Origin of the sequence: Streptomyces griseus subsp. griseus (assembly GCF_003610995.1) — a bacterium.
GTDB lineage: Bacteria > Actinomycetota > Actinomycetes > Streptomycetales > Streptomycetaceae > Streptomyces.
The window spans coordinates 1,489,074-1,512,133 of record NZ_CP032543.1 but is presented as its reverse complement, the minus strand read 5'-3'; the positions used below and the strand labels follow the sequence as shown (position 1 = coordinate 1,512,133).

Sequence of the window (23,060 nt, the reverse complement as noted above, 5' to 3'; positions counted from 1 at the left end):
CCAAATACCTACCCGTAGGTAAGGTTTAGGCTCGAACCATGCGCCGAGCGAAAATCGTTTGTACCCTGGGACCGGCAACCGACACGTACGACCAGATCAAGGCCTTGGTCGAAGCGGGAATGGACATCGCCCGCTTCAACCTCAGCCACGGCTCCTACGCCGAACACGAGCAGCGATACCACCACGTACGCAAAGCCGCCGAAGAGACCGGCCGCAGCGTCGGCATCCTCGCCGACCTTCAAGGCCCGAAGATCCGCCTCGGACGCTTCCGCGAAGGCCCCGTACTCCTTGAACGCGGCGACACCTTCACCATCACCGTCGAACCCCTGGAGAACCAGGGCAACGGCGACATCTGCGGCACCACCTATGACGGCCTCGCCGCCGACGTCACCACCGGCGAACGCATCCTCGTCGACGACGGCCGCGTCACCCTCGAAGTCACCGATGTCGACGGCCCCCGCGTCCACACCACCGTCATCGAAGGCGGCATGGTCTCCGACAACAAGGGCCTCAACCTCCCCGGCGTCGCCGTCTCCGTCCCCGCCCTCTCCGAGAAGGACATCGACGACCTCCGCTGGGCCCTGCGCACTGGCGCCGACCTCATCGCCCTCTCCTTCGTCCGCACCGGACGCGACATCGACGACGTCCACCGCGTCATGGACGAGGAAGGCCGCCGCCTCCCCGTCATCGCCAAGGTCGAGAAACCCCAGGCCGTCGAGAACATCGACGACATCGTCGCCGCCTTCGACGGCATCATGGTCGCCCGCGGCGACCTCGGCGTCGAGATGCCCCTGGAACAGGTCCCGATCGTCCAGAAGCGCGCCATCAAGCTCGCCAAGCGCAACGCCAAGCCGGTCATCGTCGCCACCCAGATGCTGGACTCGATGATCGACAACTCCCGCCCCACCCGCGCCGAAGCCTCCGACGTCGCCAACGCGATCATCGACGGTACCGACGCGGTGATGCTCTCCGGTGAGACCAGCGTCGGCAAGTACCCCATCGAGACCGTGCGCACCATGTCCCGCATCGTCGAAGCGGCAGAGGAAGACATCCTCGCCAAGGGCCTCCCGCCGCTCACCGAACGGAACAAGCCCCGCACCCAGGGCGGCGCGGTCGCCCGGGCCGCCGCCGAGATGGGCGACTTCCTCGGCGCCAAGTTCCTCGTCGCCTTCACCCAGAGCGGCGACACGGTCAAGCGCCTCTCCCGCTACCGCTCGCCCATCCCCCTCCTCGCCTTCACCCCCGATGAAGCGACCCGCGCCCAGCTCAACCTCACCTGGGGCGTCGAGACCTTCCTCGGCCCGCACGTCGACTCCACGGACGCGATGGTCGCCCAGGTCGACGAGGAACTCCTGCGCATCGGCCGCTGCGCGAAGGGCGACATCGTGGTGATCACCGCCGGCTCCCCGCCCGGCGTCTCGGGCTCCACGAACCTGGTCCGCGTCCACCACGTGGGCGAGGACGACAGCCCGAAGTAGGACGGCTCGGTATGTCGGCCCGACGTGCGCATCCATGAGGGCGACGGATGCCCGTCGGGCTACGGAGATGCTGAGCGGCTTGCTGCCGCGCGCGGGTACGGCCCCTTCGACTCCCACGGCGGTGAGGGCGTCGCTGAGGAGGTTGCCGATGTCGTCGGACTTGTTGGTGAGGAAGAGCCGGGGGTACTCGTAGCGCTTGCGTCCGCCGCGAACCATGCGCGTGGCCCGGTTGGTGATGCGGCAGCTGGCAGAGTGGATGAGCCCGCGGATGAATTCCCAGGGGTGGGCGGCCCGATCTGCTGCTGCCAGGGTCCGAGGGCGATCCGGCGGTTCTGCTTCTTGCCGGGACCGTGTTGAGGGCAGAGACAGGGTCGGTGCTTGCTGACGGAAGTGACGTACTGGCAGCCCACACCGGCCACCCGGCAGACCTTGTTGCGCGGCCGCGCGATCTGGATGGCTTCGGCGCGGGCGTCGATGAGGCCCGGCCGAGCGCCGGCGCACCTCGGGCACGGGCGTACCCGGATCAGGTGAAGTTCACTGAATCGCTTTGCGCCTTGGAATCCAAGGAAAAGTGCCCCAGGTGGGATTCGAACCCACACTGTCCGCTGTTTGAGAGCGGCCTCTCTAACCAGTTGGAGTACTGGGGCCTTAGAAAGGAAGGGTCATTGCTGCCCTGCGCGTCACCACCTTACAGGAGCTAGGTAGGCTCGTGGCAGCAGTATCTGCCCCATACCGAGGAGCCCCGTGACCACCCCCGAGTCGCCCCAGCCCGTAGACGCCGTCGACGACGACAAGTCGCACGTCCCGCCGCTGACGACCCGCGTCGTCATCGCCGAGGACGAGGCTCTCATCCGCCTCGACCTCAAGGAGATGCTGGAGGAGGAGGGTTACTCCGTCGTCGGTGAGGCGGGCGACGGGCAGCAGGCCGTCGAGCTGGCCCGGGAGCACAAGCCGGACCTGGTCATCCTGGACGTGAAGATGCCGGTCCTCGACGGGATCTCCGCCGCCGAGAAGATCGCCGAGGAGTCCATCGCACCCGTCCTCATGCTCACCGCCTTCTCGCAGCGCGACCTAGTCGAGCGGGCCCGGGACGCAGGGGCGATGGCGTACCTCGTGAAGCCGTTCAGCAAGAGCGACGTCGTGCCGGCCATCGAGATGGCTGTCTCCCGCTTCGCGGAGCTGAAGGCGCTGGAGAGCGAGATCGCGGATCTGTCGCAACGGCTGGAGACGCGGAAGCTGGTCGACCGGGCCAAGAGCATTCTCCAGACCGACTACGGGCTCTCGGAGCCGGCCGCGTTCCGGTGGATCCAGAAGACGTCGATGGACCGCCGGATGTCGATGCAGCAGCTGGCGGAGGCGCTGATCGAGGACGCCGAGGAGAAGAAGAAGGCGGCCGAGTAGCCGCGTACGAGCGCGATTGCGAGAGGCCCGCACCCGGTTCACCGGGTGCGGGCCTCTCGCGTACGGGAAGGACCTCAGTCCTCGCCCAGGTACGCCTTGCGGACCGAGTCGTCGTGCAGCAGGTCCTGGCCGGTGCCGGAGAGGACGATGCTGCCGACCTCCATCACGTGCGCGTGGTTGGCGAGCGAGAGCGCCGCCTGGGCGTTCTGCTCCACGAGCAGGATGGTGGTGCCCTGGGCACGCAGTTCGGTGATGGTCGCCATGATCTTCTGCATCATGATGGGGGAGAGGCCCATGGAGGGCTCGTCCAGCATGAGCAGCTTCGGCTGGGACATCAGGGCGCGGCCCATGGCGAGCATCTGCTGCTCGCCGCCGGAGAGGGTTCCGGAGGCCTGCTTGCGGCGTTCCCCGAGGATGGGGAAGAGGTCGTAGGCGCGCTGGATGTCCTTGTTGATCCCTTCGCTGTCCTTGCGGAGGAATGCGCCGAGGCGCAGGTTGTCCTCGATGGACATGCGGGGGAAGATGTGGCGGCCCTCGGGGGAGTGGGCCAGTCCCAGGGAGACGACCTGGTGGGCCGGGACCTTGCGGAGGGACTTGCCGTTGAACTTGATCTGGCCCGTGAGGGGCTTGATCAGTCCGGAGAGGGTGCGCAGCGTCGTCGTCTTGCCGGCGCCGTTGGTGCCGATGAGGGTGACGACTTCGCCTTCTTCGACCTTGAACGAGATTCCCTTGACGGCCTCGATCTTGCCGTAGGCGACGCGCAGGTCCTCGACTTCGAGAAGTGCGGTCATCGGTCGTTCTCCTTGCTGGTGCTCTCGCCGGGGGCGGCCGGAGCGTCCTCGGTCGTGGCCTCTGCCGTGGGGGCCTTCGGGGCGGTGGTGGCCCCGGTGGTCTCCGGTGCGGCGGCGGCTTCGGCGGCTTCGACTTCGGCGACCTCGGCCGCGCCCGGGTCGCCCTCGAAGGGTTCGCCGAGGTAGGCGGCGACGACGCGGTCGTCGCCCTGGACCTCGGCTGCGGTGCCTTCGACCAGTTTCTCGCCCTGGACGAGGCAGGCGACGCGGTCGCAGAGGTTGAAGATGAACCGCATGTCGTGCTCGATGACGAGGACGGCGATGCCCTTGTCGCGGATGGCGAAGATGAGCTCTTCGGCCGCGCGGGTCTCCTGCGGGTTCATGCCTGCGGTGGGCTCGTCGAGGAGGAGGAGTCCGGGCTCGCTGGCGAGCGCGCGGGCGATCTCCAGCTTGCGCTGTTCACCGTAGGGGAGGTTGCGGGAGAGGTGTTCGGCCTTGTGGTCGAGGCCGACGAACTCCAGCAGCTCCATGGCCCGGGTCTTGGATTCGGCCTCGGCGCGGTGGAAGCCGGGTCCGCGCAGGAGGGCGGACCAGAGGCCCTCCTTGGTGCGGGTGTGGCGTCCGACGAGGACGTTCTCCAGGACGGTCATGTTGGCGAAGAGCCGGATGTTCTGGAAGGTGCGGGCGATGCCGGTCGCCGTGATCTTGAAGGATTTGGCGGGGAGGACGGTGCCCTTGTAGCGGACCTCACCCTCGGTGGGGATGTAGAGGCCGGTGAGGCAGTTGAAGAAGGTGGTCTTGCCGGCGCCGTTGGGGCCGATGAGGCCGACGATCTCGCCGGAGTTGACGGTGAGGTCGACGGAGCGGACGGCGGTGAGACCGCCGAACCGCATCGTGACGCCGCGGGCGTCGAGGACGGTCTCGCCGGGTGCGCTGACGGCTGTGGCCTCGGCGGTGGTGGTGTCGGTGGTCATCGTCAGGCCCCTGCCTTGGTGAGAGTGGCGGGCGCTTCGTCCTTCTCGTGGAATTCGAGCTGTTGGCGGCGGTTGGCGATGAGGCCTTCGGGGCGGAAGCGCATCAGCAGGACCAGCGCGAGCCCGAAGGCGAAGAGCTGGTAGTCGCTCATGAACTGGAGCTTGGCGGGGATGAGGAAGAGCAGTGCGCCGCCGACGAGCGGGCCGCTGATCGTTCCCATGCCGCCGAGGACGACCGCTGCGAGGAGGAAGGCCGAGTTGGGCGGGACGGCGTGGGCGAACTGGTACTGCTCGGGGGTCACGGTGTAGGTGACGTGTGCCTGTACGGCTCCGGCGAGGCCGGCGAGGGTGGCGCCGAGGGCGAAGGCGATGAGCTTGGTGCGGAAGCCGTTGATGCCCATGGCTTCGGCGGCTGTCTCGTCCTCGCGGATGGCGACCCAGGCGCGGCCGATGCGGGATTCCGCGCTGCGGCGGAAGACCACGACCACGATGAGGGTGACCAGCAGCATCAGGAAGAAGTAGTTCGCGAAGCGGCCGATGGTGAACCCGCCGATGGTGTGGGTGGCGCCGAAGTCGAATCCGAAGAGGGAGAGGTTCGGGATCGAGGAGATGCCGTTGGAGCCGTTGGTGACGTCGGGGCCGGAGGTGCCGTCGAGGTTGAGGACGGCGATGCGGAAGATTTCTCCGAAGCCGAGGGTCACGATGGCGAGGTAGTCGCCGCGCAGTCGCAGGGTGGGGGCGCCGATGAGGACGCCGAAGACCATGGAGGCGGCGGCGCCGACCAGGATGGCCTGCCAGAAAGGCAGGTGGATGCCGAGCGGGGAGGTGGGGGAGCCGGAGACCAGGGCCGCGGCGTAGGCGCCGACGCCGAGGAAGGCGACGTAGCCGAGGTCGAGGAGGCCGGCGAGGCCGACGACGATGTTGAGGCCCAGGGCGACGGTGGCGAAGATGAGGATGTTGACGCCGATGGTCGCGTACTGGTCGTCGGACTGGGTGAACGGGAAGGCCGCGGCGGCGACGAAGGCGCCGACGAGGGTCACGTTGCGGTGGCGTGCGGTGAGGGTGGAGACACGCTGGATGAGGCCGGCTTTGTTGATCGCCGCGAAGCCGAAGCCGGCGGTGATGAGGAAGCCGATGAACAGTTCGTCGTACTCGGTGGTGATGCCGTAGGTGAAGACGGCGAGACCGAGGGCGAGGACGACCGCGACGATCAGGATCTCGATGTACGAGGGGAGGGTCTTCGCGGGCTGGGCGGGGGTGGTGGCGAGGGTGCTCTTGTAGGTCGCCCAGCGGTTGCTCAGGTTGTGCTTGAACCGGTCGTAGGCGCTGTCCTCGGGGTCGGCGGGGGTGGTCTCGGGCCGCTCGTAGGGCAGGGAGCGGGCGCCGAGCCGGCCGATGAGGGTGGCGGCGATGGCGACGTAGGCGCCGGGTTCGAGGTTGGCGATGCCGCCGAGCTGGACGCTGATGGCGGCCATGGTGAACCAGGCGGTGGCGAAGGCCGCGTAGGAGGCGAGCCGGATCGCGGCGTCGGCGCCCTGGGGGGTGAGCCAGCCCAGGCCCTTGATCCCGTAGGAGGAGAGGCCGAAGAGGGCGACGAGGGCGCCGCTGACGAGGACGAGCCACTGAAGGCCGCCGGGGTAGCCGTAGACCGTGAGGTCGCCGGGGAAGGCGGAGGTCCAGGTCCAGGCGAGGAAGGCGGAGACGACGGTGAGTGCGCCGCCGGCCGTGGCGGTGGCCCGGGCTATGTGCGGCGGGAGGGCCAGCGGGCCGCTGGTGGTGGGTGCGGTCTGTGCGGGTGCGGTGACCGTGCTGGTGGTCTGTGTGGTGGTCATGGTGGTCACGCCCTGTCCGCGACGCGCTCGCCCATGATGCCCTGGGGCCGGAAGAGGAGCACGAGGATGAGGAGTACGAACGCCCAGGCGTTGGCCCAGGACTGGCCGCCGAGCTGTTCGAGGCCGGGGACTTCGGCGATGTAGGCGGCGGCCATGGTCTCGGCGACGCCGAGGGTGAGGCCGCCGATCATGGCGCCGTAGATGTTGCCGATGCCGCCGAGGACGGCTGCGGTGAAGGCCTTGAGGCCGAGCAGGAAGCCCATGCGGAACTGGACCTCGCCGTACTTGAGGCCGTAGGCGACGGCTCCGATGGCGGCGAAGGTGGCGCCGAGGGCGAACGCGACCACGATGATGCGGTCGGTGTTGATGCCCATGAGCTTGGCGGTGTCGGGGTCCTGCGCGGTGGCCTGCATGCCGCGGCCGGTGCGGGTCTTGATGACGAAGTAGCCGAGGACGGCCATCGACACGGGGGCGGCGATGAGCAGGAAGACGTCACCGGTCTGGATGGTGACGGGTCCGAGCTCGAAGGGTCCACCGGGGATCTCGGGGAAGGTGCGGGCGGACTTGGCGCCCGGGTACCAGGCCCATACGGCTTGCTGGAGGGCGAGCGAGAGGCCGATGGCGGTGATGAGGGGTGCGAGGCGTGGTCCGCCGCGGAGCGGTCGGTAGGCGAATCGTTCCGCTCCGACCGCGATGGTGGTGGCGACGACGATCGCGCCGATGAGCATGAGGGGGAGTGCGAGCAGCACGCTGGTGCCGCTGGGGAGTATGAGCCAGACCGTGAGGGCCCCGAAGCCGCCGGTCATGAAGATCTCGCCGTGGGCGAAGTTGATGAGCTGGACGATGCCATAGACCATCGTGTAGCCGATGGCGACGAGCCCGTACATCGATCCGAGTAGCAGGCCGTTGACCAGCTGTTGCGGCAGTTCGTTCACCGCGGGTCCTCCGTGTCTTTCGCCGGGTATAGAACAGCGCGGGGCGCATGGTGTGCGGCGCCCCGCGCTGCCGGTGGTAGGTCAGGCTTGGTGGGTCAGCTGGAGAGTTCGCCGGACTTGACCGCGGCCCAGGCGCCGTCCTTGTACTCGTAGACGGTGAGCTGCTTGTTGGTGGTGTCGCCGTACTCGTCGAAGGAGACCTTGCCGGTCACGCCTTCGAAGTCGACCTTGCCGACGGCCTCGGCGACCTTGGCGCGGGCGTCGTCCGGGAGCTTGCCGTCGTTGGCGTCGACGACGGCCTTGACGGCCTCGATGATCGACCAGGCGGCGTCGTAGGAGTAGCCGCCGTACGCCTCGAAGGGCTCCTTGTAGCCGGCCTTCTCGTAGTTCGCGACGAAGTCCTTGGCGGACGGGAGGGTCTCGATGGGCGCGCCGACCGAGGTGGCGAGGTCGCCGACGCCTTCGGCGCCGGAGAGCTTGATGTACTCGCCGCTGTAGATGCCGTCGCCGCCGACGAGCGGGATCTTGGCGCCGGCCTTCTTGATCTGCTTGCTGAGCGGGCCGGCCGCGGGGTACTCGCCGCCGTAGTAGACGACGTCGGCGCCGGCGCTCTTGACCTTGGTGGCGACCGAGGAGAAGTCCTTGGTCTCGGGGTCGATGTGCTCGGTGCCGACGACCTTGCCGCCGAGCTTGGTGAACTCGGCCTTGAAGGTGCCGGCGAGGCCGGCGCCGTAGGTCTTCTTGTCGTCGATGACGAAGACCTTCTTCTTCTTGGCGTCGTTGAAGAGGTACTGCGCCGCGAAGGGGCCCTGGACGGCGTCGGTGGTGGCGGTGCGGAAGTAGGAGGCGAAGGGGCGCTCCTTGGTTCCCTCGTTCCACTTCTGGCCCTGGGTGAGGGAGGGCGAGGTGTTGGCGGGGGAGACCTGGGCGAGCTTGGCGTCGGCGAGGACCTTCTGCATGGACTCGCCGACGGAGGAGTTCAGGGGGCCGACGGTGCCGAGGACCTTCTTGTTGGCGACGAACTTGCTCGCGTTCTGCTGGCCGGACGACGGCTGGGCCTGGTCGTCGAGGGCCTGGATCTCGAAGGTGACGCCGTCGACGTACTTCTTCGCGTTGGCCTGCTTGGCGGCGAGGTCGGCGGAGTTCTTGATGCCGAGGCCGAGGGCGGAGAGGTCGCCGGTGAGCGGGGCGTCGACGCCGATGACGACGGTGGTGGTGCCGCCGTCGCTGCCGCTGCTGTTGTTGCTGTCGTCGCGCGAACCGCAGGCGGTGAGGGTGAGTGCTCCGGTGGTGAGCACGGCAGTGAGTATGAGCAAAGAACGGTGTCGCACGAAAAGTCCTTTCCCTGGCGCGGCCTCCTCTGCTTGAGGTGCCGTGTCGGTCGCCGGGCCGTACTGGGGTGGTACGGGGGCTGTGCTGAGACGTGCCCGGCGGCGCGGTGACTGGCCGTGACTCTAAGCGCAGCCGAGGGCCTCCGGGACGGGTCGGCTGCGGATGTGACGCTCTTGTTATGCCGTTGAGCAAGGCTTGAGGTTTCCGGGTGCGGATGTGTGGCTTTGGCATGGAGTGCGAAATGACCACATGCTGAGAACGCGCAGCTCTGCTAAGGGGCTTGGGGTGATCTTGGTGCTGACGCGGGGTGGGGCCGGCGTCGGGCGTGGCGGTGTGCCCCGGGTGCCTCGGGCCGGGGTGAGCGGCTGGTTTTCACATTTCGTCGTTGTTACGCAGTGTTACAACGACGAAGGTGCGTTCGAGTCCGCCGAGGTCAATGTGGCTGCTGAGTGGCTCATGGAACGTGGTTCGGCGTCAAGAGTGCTGACCGAGGGTGGTGATCAGCGGTGCTGGATTTGGTGGGGATATGGCGCTGCCCGGCCGGATTGTGAGATGCGGTTTCCGGCCGGGCAGGGGGCCTTGCGGCGGTGGTGCGGTGGTGGCGGGCTGTGCTGTGAGGGTGGGGTCGTGCCGGGGTGCGGGGTGTCAGCCGGCGTCGGGGCGGGGGGCGTCGCGGAGGAGGCAGGTGAGGCGGGCGGTGCAGACCCGCTTGTCCTGTTCGTCGGTGATGACGATCTCGTACGTGGCGGTCGACCTGCCCCGGTGTACGGGGGTGGCGACGCCGGTGACGAGGCCGCTGCGGGCGCTTCGGTGGTGGGTGCAGTTGAGGTCGACGCCGACGGCGACCTTGCTCGCGCCGCCGTGGAGCATGGAGCCGATGGAGCCGAGGGTCTCGGCGAGGACGGCGGACGCGCCGCCGTGCAGGAGGCCGTAGGGCTGGGTGTTCCCCTCTACGGGCATGGTGCCGACGACGCGGTCGGCGGCGGCCTCGACGATGGTCACGCCCATGCGCTCGCCGAGGTGGCCGGCGGAGAAGAGGGCGGGAAGGTCGACGCCGAGTGCCGCGTACTCGTCGATGACTTCCTGCGGGAAGAGGGGTGCGGTGTGCTCGCCCATGGGTCCGGCTCCGATCGTCTGCGCTGGGTCATTGCTGTGTGCACTGTTCTTACCAGACGGCTGAGCGGACGCTTAGGGGATGGTGGTCCTCAGTCTCCCCGGGGGTTCTCGAAGCGGATGACGACCGACTTGCTGGCCGGGGTGTTGCTGGTGTCCGCGGTGGAGCCCAGCGGGACCAGGACGTTGGTCTCCGGGTAGTAGGCGGCGGCGCAGCCCCGGGCGGTGGGGTAGTGGACGACGCGGAAGCCCTCCGCGCGGCGCTCCACGCCGTCCTTCCACTCGCTGACGAGGTCGGTGTAGGAGCCGTCGGTGAGGCCGAGGGCGGCCGCGTCGTCGGGGTTGACCAGGACGACGCGGCGGCCGTTCTTGATGCCGCGGTAGCGGTCGTCCAGGCCGTAGATGGTGGTGTTGTACTGGTCGTGGGAGCGCAGGGTCTGCAACAGGAGCCTGCCTTCGGGGAGTTCGGGGAACTCGACGGGGGCGGCGGTGAAGTTGGCGCGGCCGGTGGCGGTGGGGAAGCGGCGCTCGTCGCGGGGGGCGTGGGGGAGGGCGAAGCCGCCGGGGTGGGCGGCGAGGCGGGTGTTGAAGTCCTCGAAGCCCGCGACGACTCGGGAGATGCGGTCGCGGATGGTGGCGTAGTCCCGTTCGAACTCCTCCCATGGCGTACGGGAGTCGGCGCCGAGCACCGCCCGGGCGAGGCGGCTGACGATGGCCGGTTCCGAGAGCAGGTGGGGGCCGGCGGGGGTGAGGTTGCCTCGGGAGGCGTGGACCATGCCCATGGAGTCCTCGACGGTGACGAACTGCTTGCCGCCCGCCTGGACGTCCTTGTCGGTGCGGCCGAGCGTCGGCAGGATCAGCGCGCGGGTGCCGGTGACGGCGTGGGAGCGGTTGAGCTTGGTCGACACATGGACGGTGAGGCGGGCGCGGCGCATCGCGGCCTCGGTGACGGCGGTGTCGGGGTGGCGGCGACGAAGTTGCCGCCCATCGCGAAGAAGACCTTGGCCTCGCCGTCGCGCAGGGCCTGGATGGAGCGCACCACGTCGTAGCCGTGGTGGCGGGGCGAGGTGATGCCGAACTCCTTGTCGAGGGCGTCCAGGAAGGCCGGTGCGGGCCGTTCGAAGATGCCCATGGTGCGGTCGCCCTGGACGTTGGAGTGCCCGCGCACGGGACAGACCCCGGCGCCGGGGCGGCCGATGTTGCCGCGCAGGAGGAGGAAGTTGACGATCTCCCGGATGGTGGGCACGGAGTGCTTGTGCTGGGTGAGGCCCATGGCCCAGCAGACGATGGTGCGCTCCGATGCGAGGACGAGGGCGAGGGCCTGTTCGATCTCGGCGCGGGTGAGGCCGGTCGCGGTGAGGGTCTCGTCCCAGCCGGCTGCTTCGGCGGCCTTGGCGAACTCCTCATAACCGTGGGTGTGTTCGGTGACGAACGCGGTGTCGACGGCGCCCTCGGTGGCCAGGATCAGCTTGTTGAGGAGGCGGAAGAGGGCCTGGTCGCCGCCGATGCGGATCTGGAGGAAGAGGTCGTTGAGCGGCGTGCCCTTGAGCATGCCGTGCGGTGTCTGCGGGTTCTTGAACCGCTCCATGCCCGCTTCGGGGAGCGGGTTCACCGAGATGATCTTCGCTCCGGCGTTCTTCGCCTTCTCCAGCGCGGAGAGCATCCGGGGGTGGTTCGTGCCGGGGTTCTGTCCGGCGACGATGATCAGGTCGGCCTGGTGGATGTCCTCCAGGGAGACGCTGCCCTTGCCGACGCCGATGGTCTCGCCGAGCGCCGAGCCGGACGATTCGTGGCACATGTTGGAGCAGTCGGGGAGGTTGTTGGTACCGAACTCGCGGGCGAAGAGCTGGAAGAGGAAGGCGGCCTCGTTGCTGGTGCGCCCCGAGGTGTAGAAGAGGGCCTCGTCGGGGGAGTCGAGTGCGGTCAGCTCCTCGGCGATGATCGCGAAGGCGCGCTCCCAGCTGACCGCCTCGTACCGGTCGGCGCCCTCGGGGAGGTACACCGGCTGGGTGATCCTCCCCTGCTGGCCCAGCCAGTAGCCGCTGCGCTCGGCGAGGTCGGCGACGGGGTGGGCCGCGAAGAAGTCCGGGGTGACCCGGCGCAGCGTCGCCTCCTCGGCGACGGCCTTCGCCCCGTTCTCGCAGAATTCGGCGGTGTGCCGCTTGTCGCCCTCGGGCCAGGCGCAGCCGGGGCAGTCGAACCCGTCCTTCTGGTTGACCTTGAGGAGGGTCCGCGCGGTGCGGCGCACGCCCATCTGCTGCTGGGCGATGCGCAGGGAGTGGGCGACGGCGGGCAGCCCGGCGGCGGCGTGCGGGGCCGTCCCGACCTGCGGGGCGTCCTGGACCGGGTCACCTGCGGGCGGCTTGCTGGCCATGATGCTGCTCCCCTTCGAGCGCTTCTTCGACGGTCGTGTGTCCTCACCATCGATCCTGTCACGCCTCCGCAAGGCCGTGCCCGGTCCGGATTGTCAGTGGGCCGTGGCAGGATCGAGGGCGTGGCTGAGACGGCATCGAAGAAGACGGCAGACAACCGACCGCGCCTGCTCCTCATGGACGGGCACTCCCTGGCGTACCGGGCGTTCTTCGCCCTGCCCGCGGAGAATTTCACGACGGCGGTGGGGCAGCCGACGAATGCCGTGTACGGCTTCATGTCGATGCTGGCGAACACCCTGCGTGACGAGGCGCCCACGCACTTCGCGGTGGCGTTCGACGTGTCGCGCAAGACCTGGCGTGCGCAGGAGTTCCCGGAGTACAAGGCGAACCGCTCCAAGACCCCCGACGAGTTCAAGGGGCAGGTGGAGCTGATCGGCGAGCTGCTGGACGCGATGCACGCGGACCGGTTCGCGGTGGACGGCTTCGAGGCGGACGACGTCATCGCGACGCTGGCGACCCAGGCGGAGGCGGCCGGGTTCGAGGTGCTGATCGTCACCGGCGACCGGGACTCCTTCCAGCTGATCACGGAGAACGTGACCGTGCTGTACCCCACGAAGGGGGTCTCCGAGCTGACCCGGTTCACCCCGGAGAAGGTCGTCGAGAAGTACGGGCTCACCCCGCAGCAGTATCCGGACTTCGCGGCCCTGCGCGGCGACCCGTCGGACAACCTGCCGGGCATCCCGGGAGTCGGTGAGAAGACGGCCGCGAAGTGGATCAACCAGTTCGGTTCGTTCGCCGAGCTGGTGGAGCGGGCCGAGGAGGTCAAAGGCAAGGCCGGGCAGAATTTCCGCGACCATCTGGACGCGGTGAAGATGAACCGGGTGCTGACCGAGATGGTCCGGGACGTGGAGCTGCCGAAGTCCCCGGCCGAGCTGGAGCGCGCTCCGTACGACCGCACGGCCGTCACCGGTGTCCTGGACATACTGGAGATCCGCAACCCGAGCCTGCGCGAGCGTCTCCTCGCCGTCGACCCGGGTGCGGCGGAGGCCGAGCCGCCGGCGCCCGCCGCCGGTATCGAGTTGGACGGTGCGGTGCTCGGCTCGGGCGAGGTCGCCCCGTGGCTGGAGGCGCACGGTGCGCAGCCGCTCGGCGTGATGACCGTCGACACCTGGTCCCTTGGCGCCGGTACGGTCACCGAGGTCGCGCTCGCCGCCGCCGACGGGGCCGCCGCCTGGCTGGACCCGGCGCAGCTGGAGGAGGCCGACGAGCGGGCGTTCGCCGCATGGGTGGCGGACCCGGCCCGGCCCAAGGTCCTGCACAACGCGAAGAACGTGATGCGGGTCTTCCCCGAGATGGGCTGGCAGCTCGAAGGCGTCACCATGGACACCGCGCTCGCCGCGTATCTGGTGAAGCCGGGCCGCCGCTCCTTCGCCCTGGACGCGCTGGCCGTGGAGTATCTGGGCCGCGAGCTGGCCCCGGCCGCCGCCTCCGACGGGCAGCTCGCCTTCGGCGCGGACGACCGGGCCGAGCAGGACGCCCTGATGGCGCAGGCCCGCGCCGTGCTGGACCTGGGCGACGCGTTCACCACCCGGCTGAAGGAGGTCAACGCCACCGAGCTGCTCCATGACATGGAGCTGCCGACCTCGATCCTCCTGGCCCGTCTGGAGCGGCACGGCATCGCCGCCGACCGGGCCCATCTGGAGTCCATGGAGCAGCAGTTCGCGGGGACCGTGCAGCAGGCGGTGAAGGAGGCGCACGCGGCGGTGGGCCGGGAGTTCAATCTCGGGTCGCCCAAGCAGCTCCAGGAGATCCTCTTCGGCGAGCTGGGCCTGCCGAAGACGAAGAAGACCAAGACGGGCTACACGACCGACGCGGACGCGCTGGCCTGGCTGGCCGCGCAGACCGAGCACGAGCTGCCCGTCCTGATGCTGCGCCACCGCGAGCAGGCCAAGCTCCGGGTCACGGTCGAGGGCCTGATCAAGACGATCGCCGCCGACGGCCGCATCCACACCACGTTCAACCAGACGGTGGCGGCGACCGGCCGCCTCTCCTCCACCGATCCGAACCTCCAGAACATCCCGGTCCGCACCGACGAGGGCCGGGCCATCCGCCGGGGCTTCGTCGTCGGCGAGGGCTTCGAGACGCTGATGACGGCGGACTACAGCCAGATCGAGCTGCGGGTGATGGCCCACCTCTCCGAGGACGCCGGTCTCATCGAGGCGTTCACCTCCGGCGAGGACCTGCACACCACGGTCGCCTCCCAGGTCTTCGGCGTGGAGAAGGGCGCCGTCGACGCGGAGATGCGCCGCAAGATCAAGGCCATGTCGTACGGCCTGGCCTACGGTCTCTCCGCGTTCGGCCTCTCCCAGCAGCTGAACATCGACCCGGCCGAGGCGCGGGTGCTGATGGACACCTACTTCGAGCGGTTCGGCGGCGTACGGGATTATCTCCACCGGGTCGTCGAGGAAGCGCGGGCCACCGGCTACACGGAGACGATCCTGGGCCGCCGCCGCTACCTCCCCGACCTGAACAGCGACAACCGCCAGCGCCGCGAGGCCGCCGAGCGGATGGCGCTCAACGCCCCGATCCAGGGCACCGCCGCCGACATCGTGAAGGTGGCGATGCTGCGGGTGGACAAGGCGCTGCGGGAGGCGGAGCTGACCTCGCGGATGCTGCTCCAGGTCCACGACGAGATCGTGCTGGAGATCGCCGGGGGCGAGCGGAAGCAGGTGGAGCAGATCCTGCGCCACGAGATGGCGGGCGCCGTCGAGTTGCGCGCCCCGCTGGACGTCTCCGTCGGCGTCGGCAAGGACTGGGAGTCGGCGGCCCACTGAGCCGCCGGGCCGAACCGGGCCACGGCACACCGAAGGGCCCGGCACCGCAGCGCGGTGCCGGGCCCTTTCCGGTCCGTCTACCTCGGGCCGGTGGAGGCTTCCGTACGGGGCTCGTCCGCCACGGGCGTCTGCCCCGGGCCCTCCTCCGCCGGCCGCCGCCTGCGCAGCAGCCGCATCCACACCCCGTACAGCAGCAGCCCGGCCCCCAGTCCGGCGCCCGCGCCGAAGCAGGCCGTCGGGATGATGTCGAGGGGGTTCTCGATCCGCCCGAAGTGCGTGTAGAAGCGCACGCAGCGGTGGGCGATGCCCAGCACCACGCAGGCGGCCAGCAGCCCGAGCGCGCCCCACCGTTCGCCCCGGCCGAGCACCGGGAGCGCCTTTGGCACCGGGTTCCCGGCCGCGCGCCGCAGCCCGGTGGCGACGAACCGGACCAGCACCACCAGGGCCACCGCCGAACTGCCGTACTGCGCGAGCTGGTAGAGCGGGAAACCACCGACGCTCCGGTTCAGGAACGGCAGCAACTCCGTGCCCCACCGGCTGTGGTGGGTGAACGCGTCCCACACCACATGCGTGGCCGCCCCGAGCGCGGCCGACCCCACGAACACCAGCCAGGCATGCGGCCCGAACGACGCCCGGGTCCACCGCTGCCCCCGTACGAAGCGGTGGACGCGGCCCCGTACGCGTACCGGAAGCAGGGCCACCAGCGGCTCGCGCACCGCGGCCCACACCGCCACCAGCACGGCGGCGATCAGCACGTTCACGGTGACCACGCCGAGGAAGGAATGGGTGAAGCCGCCGAACCTCATGGCCCCGGGGATCACCGTGTCCGCGAAGTAGGTGACGTCGGGCGCGAACGAGCCGGCGACGAGGGCCGAGGTGAACAGCCCCCAGCGGGCGGTCCCGTTCCGGCGGACCGCCGGGAGCACGGCGGCAGCATGGCTGAGGGTGAAGGGCATGGCGGCAAGTATGCGCGAACACCCTCCACCGCACCCCGGGGCACCCTTCGTTGCCCTCTCGGACACCCCGCGCGCGGGAACGTGAAAAAACAGTAAGAAGCGGTCAGGGTGCGGTGCCCAGGCGCTACGGGGTGCCGTAGGGTCGCTGGAGTCCCGCGCTGGGGAGCGCGATCAGCCTTCGAGGGGGAGGGACCGGAACGTATGGCAGCGCACATGCGCCGACGGCTGCGCAAGGGGGCCACGACCACCGCGGTGGCGGCGGCCGCCGTGGCGGCGCTCGCGGCGTCGCAAGCCCCCGCGGCCCCGCTGGCCGAAGGGGCCACGGGCGGCGACCAGCAGACCGCCGGCGGTGAGTCGGGCGGCCCGGAGGGCGGCGCCGCCACGGGCAACTCGCCGTACTACACCGACCTTCCGCCCCTCGTCACGCCCGACAAGCCCGGTTCGTCCAGCAATCTCCCGGCTGCCACCGGCAGCGCGGAAGCGGGCATTCCGGCCTCCGTCCTGGCCGCGTACAAGCAGGCCGAGCAGACCGTCGCCACCACCGACCCGGCCTGCTGGCTGCCCTGGCAGCTCCTCGCCGCGATCGGCAAGGTCGAGTCCGGCCAGGCCCGCGGCGGCCAGGTCGACGCGGACGGCACCACCTTCTCCCCGATCCTCGGCCCGGCCCTCAACGGCCAGGGCTTCGCGCTGATCAAGGACACCGACGGCGGGGCGTACGACGGCGACGCCGTCCACGACCGTGCGGTCGGCCCGATGCAGTTCATCCCGTCGACGTGGGCGGCCTGGGGCCAGGACGCGAACGGCGACGGCCGCAAGGACCCCAACAACATCTACGACGCGGCGCTCGCCGCCGGCCGCTACCTCTGCGCGGGCGGCCGCGACCTCGCCGTCGCCGCCGACCTCGACCGGGCGGTGCTGAGCTACAACCGGTCGACGGAGTACCTGCGTACGGTCCGCTCCTGGTTCTCCTACTACCAGCGCGGCACCCACGAGGTGCCCGACGGCAGCGGCATCCTCCCCACCGCGCCCAGCACCCCGACGCCGAGCCCGAGCCCCACCCCCGGCGGGACGGCGAGCCCGACGCCCTCCCCGTCCCCCTCCAAGCCCGGTGGTACGAAGCCGAGCCCCAGCCCCTCGAAGCCCGGCGGCACCACCGGCCCGACCCCGACGCCGCCTCCCAGGCCGACCCCGCCCCCGAAGCCGACCCCGTCCCCGGCCGACACCCTCGGTTCCCTGGAGAACGCGGGCACCGGTCCCCTCACCACCACCGCCGGCGGCACGTTCGACGAGCGGGTCTCCGTACGCGCCCGCAACGCCCTCGGCGCACCGATGGCGCAACTGCCCGTCACCTTCACCGTCACCGGGGCCACCGGCACCCTCTTCGACGGCGGCCGGAAGACGGTCACCGTCATCACCAAGGCCGACGGCACCGCCACCGCACCCGCGCTCAAGGCGGGCGAGAAGACCGGCGACTTCACCGTGACCGCCACCGCGGGCACCACCCGGCCGCGCACCCTGACCTACGAGGCGAGCGTCACCGCCCGCCAGGCCGACAAGCTCGTACGGACCGACGACAAGGCGCTCGCCGCCGCGCCCGGCGAGAAGTTCGCCGACGCCGTCACCGTCAAGGCCACCTACAAGGGCGCTCCCGCCGCCGGGGTGGCCGTCACCGCCACCATGGTCAAGGACAGCCTGGGGCTCATCGACAACGACAAGGGCCCGTACTTCAAGGACGCGGACGGCAAGCCGCTGCGGACCCTGAACCTCACCACGGACGCCGACGGCCTGCTCCAGCTCCCGCAGATCTTCGCCGACGAGAACCCGGGCACCTACAAGCTGCGGCTCACCACCGAGGGCGGCGCCCCGGTCGTCATCGAACTCACCGTCCAGGCCCCCGAGGAGACGGCGCCGGAGGAGACGGAGCCCCCCGGAGCCTGACCCGTCGCTCCACCGACAGCCCCGCGCCCGCCCGGCGCGGGGGCTGTCGTCCGTGTTCTCATCTCGCGTCCCGGTTGCTACGGTGCCCCACCCCTGACGAACCATCAGATCACCGTCCCGGGAGGCCGAGCATTGCGTGCCCTCGTCGCCGCCGCCATCGGACTGGCCGCCGCCCTCGCGATCGTGTCCACCATCTCCGCCATCGGCTCACCGCCGGGTGAGACCTCACCGAAGCCCCTGCTCACCACCGTCCCGGGCCCCAAGCAGTAGCCCAGCAAGGGAGAGGTCCACCACCATGCGCCGCCGAGCCGGTCTCGTCCTCCTCGCCTTCGCCGTCTTCTTCGCCGCCCTGTCCCCGCTGCTGCGCTGGTACGCCTTCCCCCGCCTGGCCAAGGTCCCGCCGAACCAGTACCAGGAGGTCGTCCTGGAGGCGGAGCCCGCCACCCTCCTCGACTACACGACCCTCAAGGCGAAGGAGGTCGAGAAGGTCACCATCGTCCAGACCCTCAAGGGCAACGTGGAGGAGTCCGAGAAGATCGAACGCAGCGCCGGGCGGGACGTCGTCGTCTGGGACGCGCTCTCCTACGTGGAGGGCCCCGACGGCAAGACGGTCTCCGAGATCCCCGAGCGCTACATCTTCGACGCCCACACCCAGGCCCCCGTCAACGCCACCGGTGAGATGGTCGACGGCGACCCGGTCCGCCGCGAGGGCATCGAGTTCAAGTGGCCCTTCCTCACGGAGAGACGGGACTACGCCTACTTCGACGCCCAGACCCGCACCACCGCCCCCATCCACTACCGGGGCACCCGCACCTTCCGCGGCCTGGAGGTCTACTACTTCGAGCAGACGGTCCCGTGGACCAAGGTCCCGATGCCGAAGAAGATGCCCATCGAGGGCATCACCCCCGAGCAGATCGCGCAGACCGGCATGACCCGCTGGTACACCACCAAGCGCATGTTCTGGGTCGAACCCGTCACCGGAGCCCCGGTCAACGGCGAGGAGATCCACGAGGAGGAGCTGCGCGACGCCAGGAAGATGGGCATGTCCGAGGACACCGTCACCGCCTTCTCCGGCCACGTGAAGATGCGCGAGGACTACATCGTGGACACCGTCGACCTGGTGAAGTCCCAGCGCGTCCTGGTCCTCCTGCTCACCTCGTACCTGCCCTGGGGCTTCCTGGGGCTGGGCATCGGCCTGCTTGCGCTCGCGCTGTGGCTGGAGGCGCGGTCGCGGCGGCCGGCGGCTACGGAGAGCTCTGCCGCTTGAGCCTGGCCGAGGTGTACCGCGTCGCCCGTACGGTCGCGGGGTCCTCCGGCCAGGGATGCTTCGGGTAGCGGCCGCGCAGCTCCGCCCGTACGGCCTTGTAGCCGTCCTGCCAGAACGAGGCCAGGTCGGCCGTGACGGCGGCGGGGCGGCCGGCGGGGGAGAGCAGGTGGACCAGGACCGGCACCCCGGCCACCCGGGGCGTCTCGGCCAGCCCGAACAACTCCTGGAGCTTCACCGCCAGTACGGGCTGCTCGCCGCCGTAGTCGACCCGGATACGGGAGCCGCTCGGCACCTCGATCCGCTCCGGCGCCAGCTCGTCCAGCCGGACGGCCTCGCCCGTCGCCCACGGCAGCAGCCGGCGCAGCGCCTGGCCCGCGTCGATCCGGCCCAGATCGGAGCGGCGCCGCGCCCGCGACAGCTCCGGCTCCAGCCACGCGCCCGGGTCCGCGAGCAGAGCCCCGTCCGACACATCCGGCCACGGCGTGCCCGCCACCCGGTGCAGGAACGCCAGCCGCAGCCGGAACTGCTCACTGTCCCGGCTCCACCGCAGCAGCCCGAGCCCCTCGCGCCGCAGCCCCTCCACCAGCGCCCCGCGCACCAGCTCCGGATCCGGCTGCTTCAGCGGGCGTACCGCCAGCTCCACCGCCCCCACCCGGTCCACCGACCGGGCCACCACCTCACCGCCCACCCAGCGGACCTCCTCGCCCCGCACCCGCAGGTGCCCGGCGGCCAGGAGGGCGGTGGGCTCGTCGACCACCGCCGCCAGCCGCACCCGGGCCGAGGCCGCGTGGGAGGGCCGGTCCGCGACGGCGACGGCCAGCCAGGGCGCGCTGCGCAGCCGCGACCCGTCCCGCAGCTCCGCGCCCGTCCCCGACACCATGAGGAACGCCCCGTCGCCCCGGGCCCGCGCCACCCGCTCCGGGAAGGCCAGCGCGGCGACGAGCCCGACGACGGCGTCATCGGAGCCACCGCCGGCGGTGAGCCTGGAACCGGAGCCGCCGGTTCCCGAGGGCGCGCCCCCGGAATCCGGGCCCACCGACGACGACAGCCGCCGCACCTCCTGCTTCCACCGCCCCGCGTACGCGTCCTGCCCCCGGCGGGCGGTCCGCAGCGCTGCCGCGAGATCGTCCCCGTACTCCCTCGGCGGCTCCTCGCTCAGCAGCGCCACCACCTCCGCAGCCCGCCGCGCCCCGGCCTCCGAGGCGCCGTCCAGCAACGCGCGCGCCAGCCGGGGGTGCAGCCCGAGCCGGGACATCCGTACGCCCCGGTCGGTGACCCGGCCGGACCCGTCCACCGCGCCGATCGCCTCCAGCACCTCCCGGGCGGCGCCCATCGCCCCGGCGGGCGGCGGGTCCAGCAGGGCGAGCGAGGCGGCGTCCGGGTCGCCCCAGCACGCCGCCTGGAGCGCGAAAGCCGCGAGGTCGGCCACCTTGATCTCGGGGGCGGGGAAGCGCGCGAGCCGCCCGTCCTCGGCCTGCTCCCAGCACCGGTACACCGCCCCCGGCGCCTCCCGCCCGGCCCGGCCCGCACGCTGCCGGCCGGCCGCCTGCGAGGCCCGTACGGTGGTCAGGGCGCTCAGCCCCCGGGCGTGGTCGGTACGGGGCTCCCGGGCGAGGCCCGAGTCGACGACGACCCGCACACCCGGCACTGTCAGCGAGGACTCCGCCACCGAGGTCGCCAGGACCACCCGCCGCCCACCGGACGACCCGGCGAGCACCGCGTCCTGCACGGCGGCCGGGGCCCGCCCATGGACCTGGAGCACCTCCGCGCCCACCCCGGCGAGCTGCCCGGCCACCCGCGCGATCTCCCCGACACCGGGCAGGAAGCAGAGCACGTCCCCCTCCCGCTCCGCGAGCGCCCGCCGCACGGTCGCGGCCACGTGCGTCAGCAGGGCAGGGTCCACCCGCATCCCGTGCGGCGGCTTCACGGGCCGCGCGGGCGGCGACCAGACGACCTCCACCGGGTACGAGACCCCCTCGGCCTCGACGACCGGTGCGTCGCCCAGCAGCCGAGCCCACCCCTCCGCGTCCGTCGTCGCGGACGCGGCCACCAGCCGCAGATCGGGCCGGATCGCCTCGCGTACGTCCAGGAGGAAGGCGGCCACCGTGTCCGCGTCCAGGTGACGTTCGTGGCACTCGTCGATGATCACCACATCGACCCCGGCCAGCTCCTGGTCGCGCTGGAGCCGCTGGAGCAGCACCCCGGTGGTCACGACCTCCACCGCCGTGTCCCGCCCGACCACGCGCTCCCCGCGCACGGTGAAGCCGACCCGGCCGCCCGGCCGCTCGCCCAGCAGCCAGGCCATCCGCCGCGCCGCCGCCCGTGCGGCGATCCGGCGCGGCTCGGCCACCACGACCCGGCGCACCGGCCCGTCCCCGGTCAGCCCGGCCAGGACGAGCGGCACGAGGGTCGTCTTGCCGGTGCCGGGCGGGGCGCAGAGGACGGCGACGCCACGGTCGTCCAGCGCGCGCCGGAGCGCGGGGACGGCGGTGCGGACGGGCAGACGGTCCAGGGCTTCGGTGCGGATCACGGTCCCAGTGTCGTACGCGGTCGGCCTTCGGGAAGACGTCAGCTCCGACCCCAGGAAGCCGTCAGCCCCGCTCGCACACGAAGATCGCCGTCCCCGGGATCAGGTTGCCGCGCAGCGGGGACCAGCCGCCCCACTCCTGGTCGTTCCAGGCGGGCCATTCCGGTTCGACGAGGTCGACCAGCCGGAACCCGCCTGCCACCACGTCCCGCACCCGGTCGCCGAGGGTGCGGTGGTGTTCCACATAGACGGCGTTGCCCCGCTCGTCCTGTTCCACATAGGGGACGCGGTCGAAGTAGGAGGCGGCGACGGAGAGGCCCTCGGGCCCAGGCTCGTCCGGGAACGCCCAGCGGATCGGGTGCGTCACGGAGAAGACCCAGCGCCCGCCCGGCCGCAGCACCCGGCGCACCTCGCGGAAGACCTGTACGGGGTCGGCGACGAAGGGCACCGCCCCGTACGCGGAACAGGCCAGGTCGAAGGAGCCGTCCCGGAACGGCAGCCGGCCCGCGTCCGCCTCGACGAGCGGGATCCCCTCGCCGATGCGCAGGGCGTGCTGGAGCTGGCGGTGGGAGAGGTCGAGGGCCACCGGGCGGGCGCCCTGCCCGGCCAGCCAGCGCGAGCACTGCGCTGCCCCGGCGCCGATCTCCAGGACGTCGAGGCCCTTGAGGGAGGCGGCGGGCCCCAGCAGCGCGGCCTCCGCCTCGTCCAGCCCTTCCGGACCCCAGACGAAGCGGTCGTCCCCCAGGAAGGAGCCGTGGTCGCTCTGGTACTCGTCGGCGTTCCGGTCCCACCATCCGCGGTTGGCCCGGCTGCTCTCGGCCTCGTCCGCCACCCGGCGGGTGGCTTCGGGTTCTGCGGGTTCCTCTGTGTAGGTCCCGTGGATCTCTTGGCTCATCGTGCCCGTCGTTGTAGTTTGCCTTCACTCGCCGCGCGCGGTACGTACCAGGGGTAGGTGCCGGGAGACGGACGCGTGTGTGCGACGCCTTGCCGCACTGCCGTATTGTGTCCGGGTCGAATCGGCCCGAACGCGCCTCGGAGAACAGGAGTTGCTCCGGTACAGGGCCGTTGAGGGGCCGTCGCGTCCCCGGTCCGTGCCTGCGCGCATTGACCCTGTCGGGCTGCCCCCGTATGCTACAAGTTGCGCTGCGAGCCTGCGCGCCTCAGACCTAGCAGGCCGCGCTCGCGTCTGTTGCATGTCCCCTCGGTTGTCGAGAGCGTCTCTCCGGAAACGGATTGCGTGCTTTCCAGGCTGTCCGGCTTCTGCAGAGGCGATACGGGCTTTCGGCGTAGCAGTACCTACGACTCTCTGT

General features: G+C 70.7%; 15 protein-coding genes, 1 tRNA gene and 2 pseudogenes. 6 read left to right on the top strand and 12 right to left on the bottom strand.

The window, feature by feature from the left end; all coding sequences use genetic code 11:
* Positions 1 to 38 precede the first annotated feature (38 nt).
* On the top strand, positions 39 to 1,478 hold the full coding sequence (gene pyk, locus D6270_RS07025) for a pyruvate kinase (RefSeq protein WP_109166226.1): 1,440 nt from the start codon (positions 39 to 41) through the stop codon (positions 1,476 to 1,478).
* Positions 1,479 to 1,487: 9 nt separating this feature from the next.
* Here pyk and D6270_RS32830 read toward each other — a convergent pair.
* Positions 1,488 to 1,978: pseudogene (locus tag D6270_RS32830) on the bottom strand (transcriptional regulator); the annotation flags it as partial.
* 72 nt (positions 1,979 to 2,050) lie between these two features.
* Positions 2,051 to 2,125 (bottom strand) — tRNA-Leu (locus D6270_RS07015).
* Between the two features lie 97 nt (positions 2,126 to 2,222).
* Here D6270_RS07015 and D6270_RS07010 point away from each other — a divergent pair.
* Positions 2,223 to 2,879 carry an ANTAR domain-containing response regulator gene (locus tag D6270_RS07010; RefSeq protein WP_030567928.1) on the top strand — a complete coding sequence of 219 codons (657 nt, stop codon included), beginning with the start codon at positions 2,223 to 2,225 and terminating at the stop codon, positions 2,877 to 2,879.
* A gap of 74 nt (positions 2,880 to 2,953) precedes the next feature.
* Here D6270_RS07010 and D6270_RS07005 read toward each other — a convergent pair whose 3' ends face one another.
* From D6270_RS07005 to D6270_RS06975, 7 genes and pseudogenes are all read right to left on the bottom strand, one after another.
* Positions 2,954 to 3,670, bottom strand: a complete 717-nt coding sequence (locus D6270_RS07005; RefSeq protein WP_109166227.1) for an ABC transporter ATP-binding protein — start codon at positions 3,668 to 3,670, stop codon at positions 2,954 to 2,956.
* Positions 3,667 to 4,644 (bottom strand): ABC transporter ATP-binding protein, encoded by a 978-nt coding sequence (locus D6270_RS07000; RefSeq protein WP_109166228.1) that lies wholly within the window; start codon positions 4,642 to 4,644, stop codon positions 3,667 to 3,669. Before D6270_RS07000 ends, D6270_RS07005 begins: the two co-directional genes overlap by 4 nt.
* Before the next feature lie 2 nt (positions 4,645 to 4,646).
* On the bottom strand, positions 4,647 to 6,485 hold the full coding sequence (locus tag D6270_RS06995) for a branched-chain amino acid ABC transporter permease (RefSeq protein ID WP_204117149.1): 1,839 nt from the start codon (positions 6,483 to 6,485) through the stop codon (positions 4,647 to 4,649).
* On the bottom strand, positions 6,482 to 7,411 hold the full coding sequence (locus tag D6270_RS06990) for a branched-chain amino acid ABC transporter permease (protein WP_093686380.1): 930 nt from the start codon (positions 7,409 to 7,411) through the stop codon (positions 6,482 to 6,484). Before D6270_RS06990 ends, D6270_RS06995 begins: the two co-directional genes overlap by 4 nt.
* 95 nt (positions 7,412 to 7,506) lie before the next feature.
* Positions 7,507 to 8,742, bottom strand: a complete 1,236-nt coding sequence (locus D6270_RS06985) for a branched-chain amino acid ABC transporter substrate-binding protein (RefSeq protein ID WP_109166229.1) — start codon at positions 8,740 to 8,742, stop codon at positions 7,507 to 7,509.
* A gap of 646 nt (positions 8,743 to 9,388) precedes the next feature.
* On the bottom strand, positions 9,389 to 9,859 hold the full coding sequence (locus D6270_RS06980; protein WP_109166230.1) for a PaaI family thioesterase: 471 nt from the start codon (positions 9,857 to 9,859) through the stop codon (positions 9,389 to 9,391).
* 89 nt (positions 9,860 to 9,948) lie between these two features.
* Positions 9,949 to 12,230: pseudogene (locus D6270_RS06975) on the bottom strand (FdhF/YdeP family oxidoreductase).
* A gap of 120 nt (positions 12,231 to 12,350) precedes the next feature.
* Between D6270_RS06975 and polA the strand changes: the two are divergent.
* Positions 12,351 to 15,062 carry a DNA polymerase I gene (gene polA / locus D6270_RS06970; protein WP_109166232.1) on the top strand — a complete coding sequence of 904 codons (2,712 nt, stop codon included), beginning with the start codon at positions 12,351 to 12,353 and terminating at the stop codon, positions 15,060 to 15,062.
* A 77-nt stretch (positions 15,063 to 15,139) separates the two neighbouring features.
* On the opposite strand, the gene D6270_RS06965 is transcribed toward polA, so the two are convergent.
* Positions 15,140 to 16,018: a DUF4184 family protein gene (locus tag D6270_RS06965; RefSeq protein ID WP_109166233.1), complete on the bottom strand. Its 879-nt coding sequence runs from the start codon at positions 16,016 to 16,018 to the stop codon at positions 15,140 to 15,142.
* 201 nt (positions 16,019 to 16,219) lie between these two features.
* On the opposite strand from D6270_RS06965, the gene D6270_RS06960 reads away from it, so the two are divergent.
* The 3 genes from D6270_RS06960 to D6270_RS06950 all read left to right on the top strand — a co-directional run bounded on the left by D6270_RS06960 (position 16,220) and on the right by D6270_RS06950 (position 19,223).
* Entirely contained in the window at positions 16,220 to 17,956 is a 1,737-nt protein-coding gene (locus tag D6270_RS06960) for a lytic transglycosylase domain-containing protein (RefSeq protein ID WP_109166234.1), read from the top strand.
* 132 nt (positions 17,957 to 18,088) lie between these two features.
* Positions 18,089 to 18,226 carry an SPW_0924 family protein gene (locus tag D6270_RS06955; protein ID WP_109166235.1) on the top strand — a complete coding sequence of 46 codons (138 nt, stop codon included), beginning with the start codon at positions 18,089 to 18,091 and terminating at the stop codon, positions 18,224 to 18,226.
* Between the two features lie 25 nt (positions 18,227 to 18,251).
* Positions 18,252 to 19,223, top strand: coding sequence for a cell envelope lipid trafficking protein PgfA (locus D6270_RS06950; RefSeq protein WP_109166236.1), 972 nt, complete (start codon positions 18,252 to 18,254; stop codon positions 19,221 to 19,223).
* On the opposite strand, the gene hrpB is transcribed toward D6270_RS06950, so the two are convergent.
* Both hrpB and D6270_RS06940 read right to left on the bottom strand, forming a co-directional pair.
* Positions 19,201 to 21,753 (bottom strand): ATP-dependent helicase HrpB, encoded by a 2,553-nt coding sequence (hrpB, locus tag D6270_RS06945; RefSeq protein WP_109166237.1) that lies wholly within the window; start codon positions 21,751 to 21,753, stop codon positions 19,201 to 19,203. The genes D6270_RS06950 and hrpB overlap by 23 nt on opposite strands.
* A gap of 61 nt (positions 21,754 to 21,814) precedes the next feature.
* A complete protein-coding gene (locus tag D6270_RS06940; protein WP_109166238.1) occupies positions 21,815 to 22,645 on the bottom strand; it encodes a class I SAM-dependent methyltransferase in 831 nt (276 codons plus the stop codon).
* Between the last annotated feature and the right edge of the window lie 415 nt (positions 22,646 to 23,060).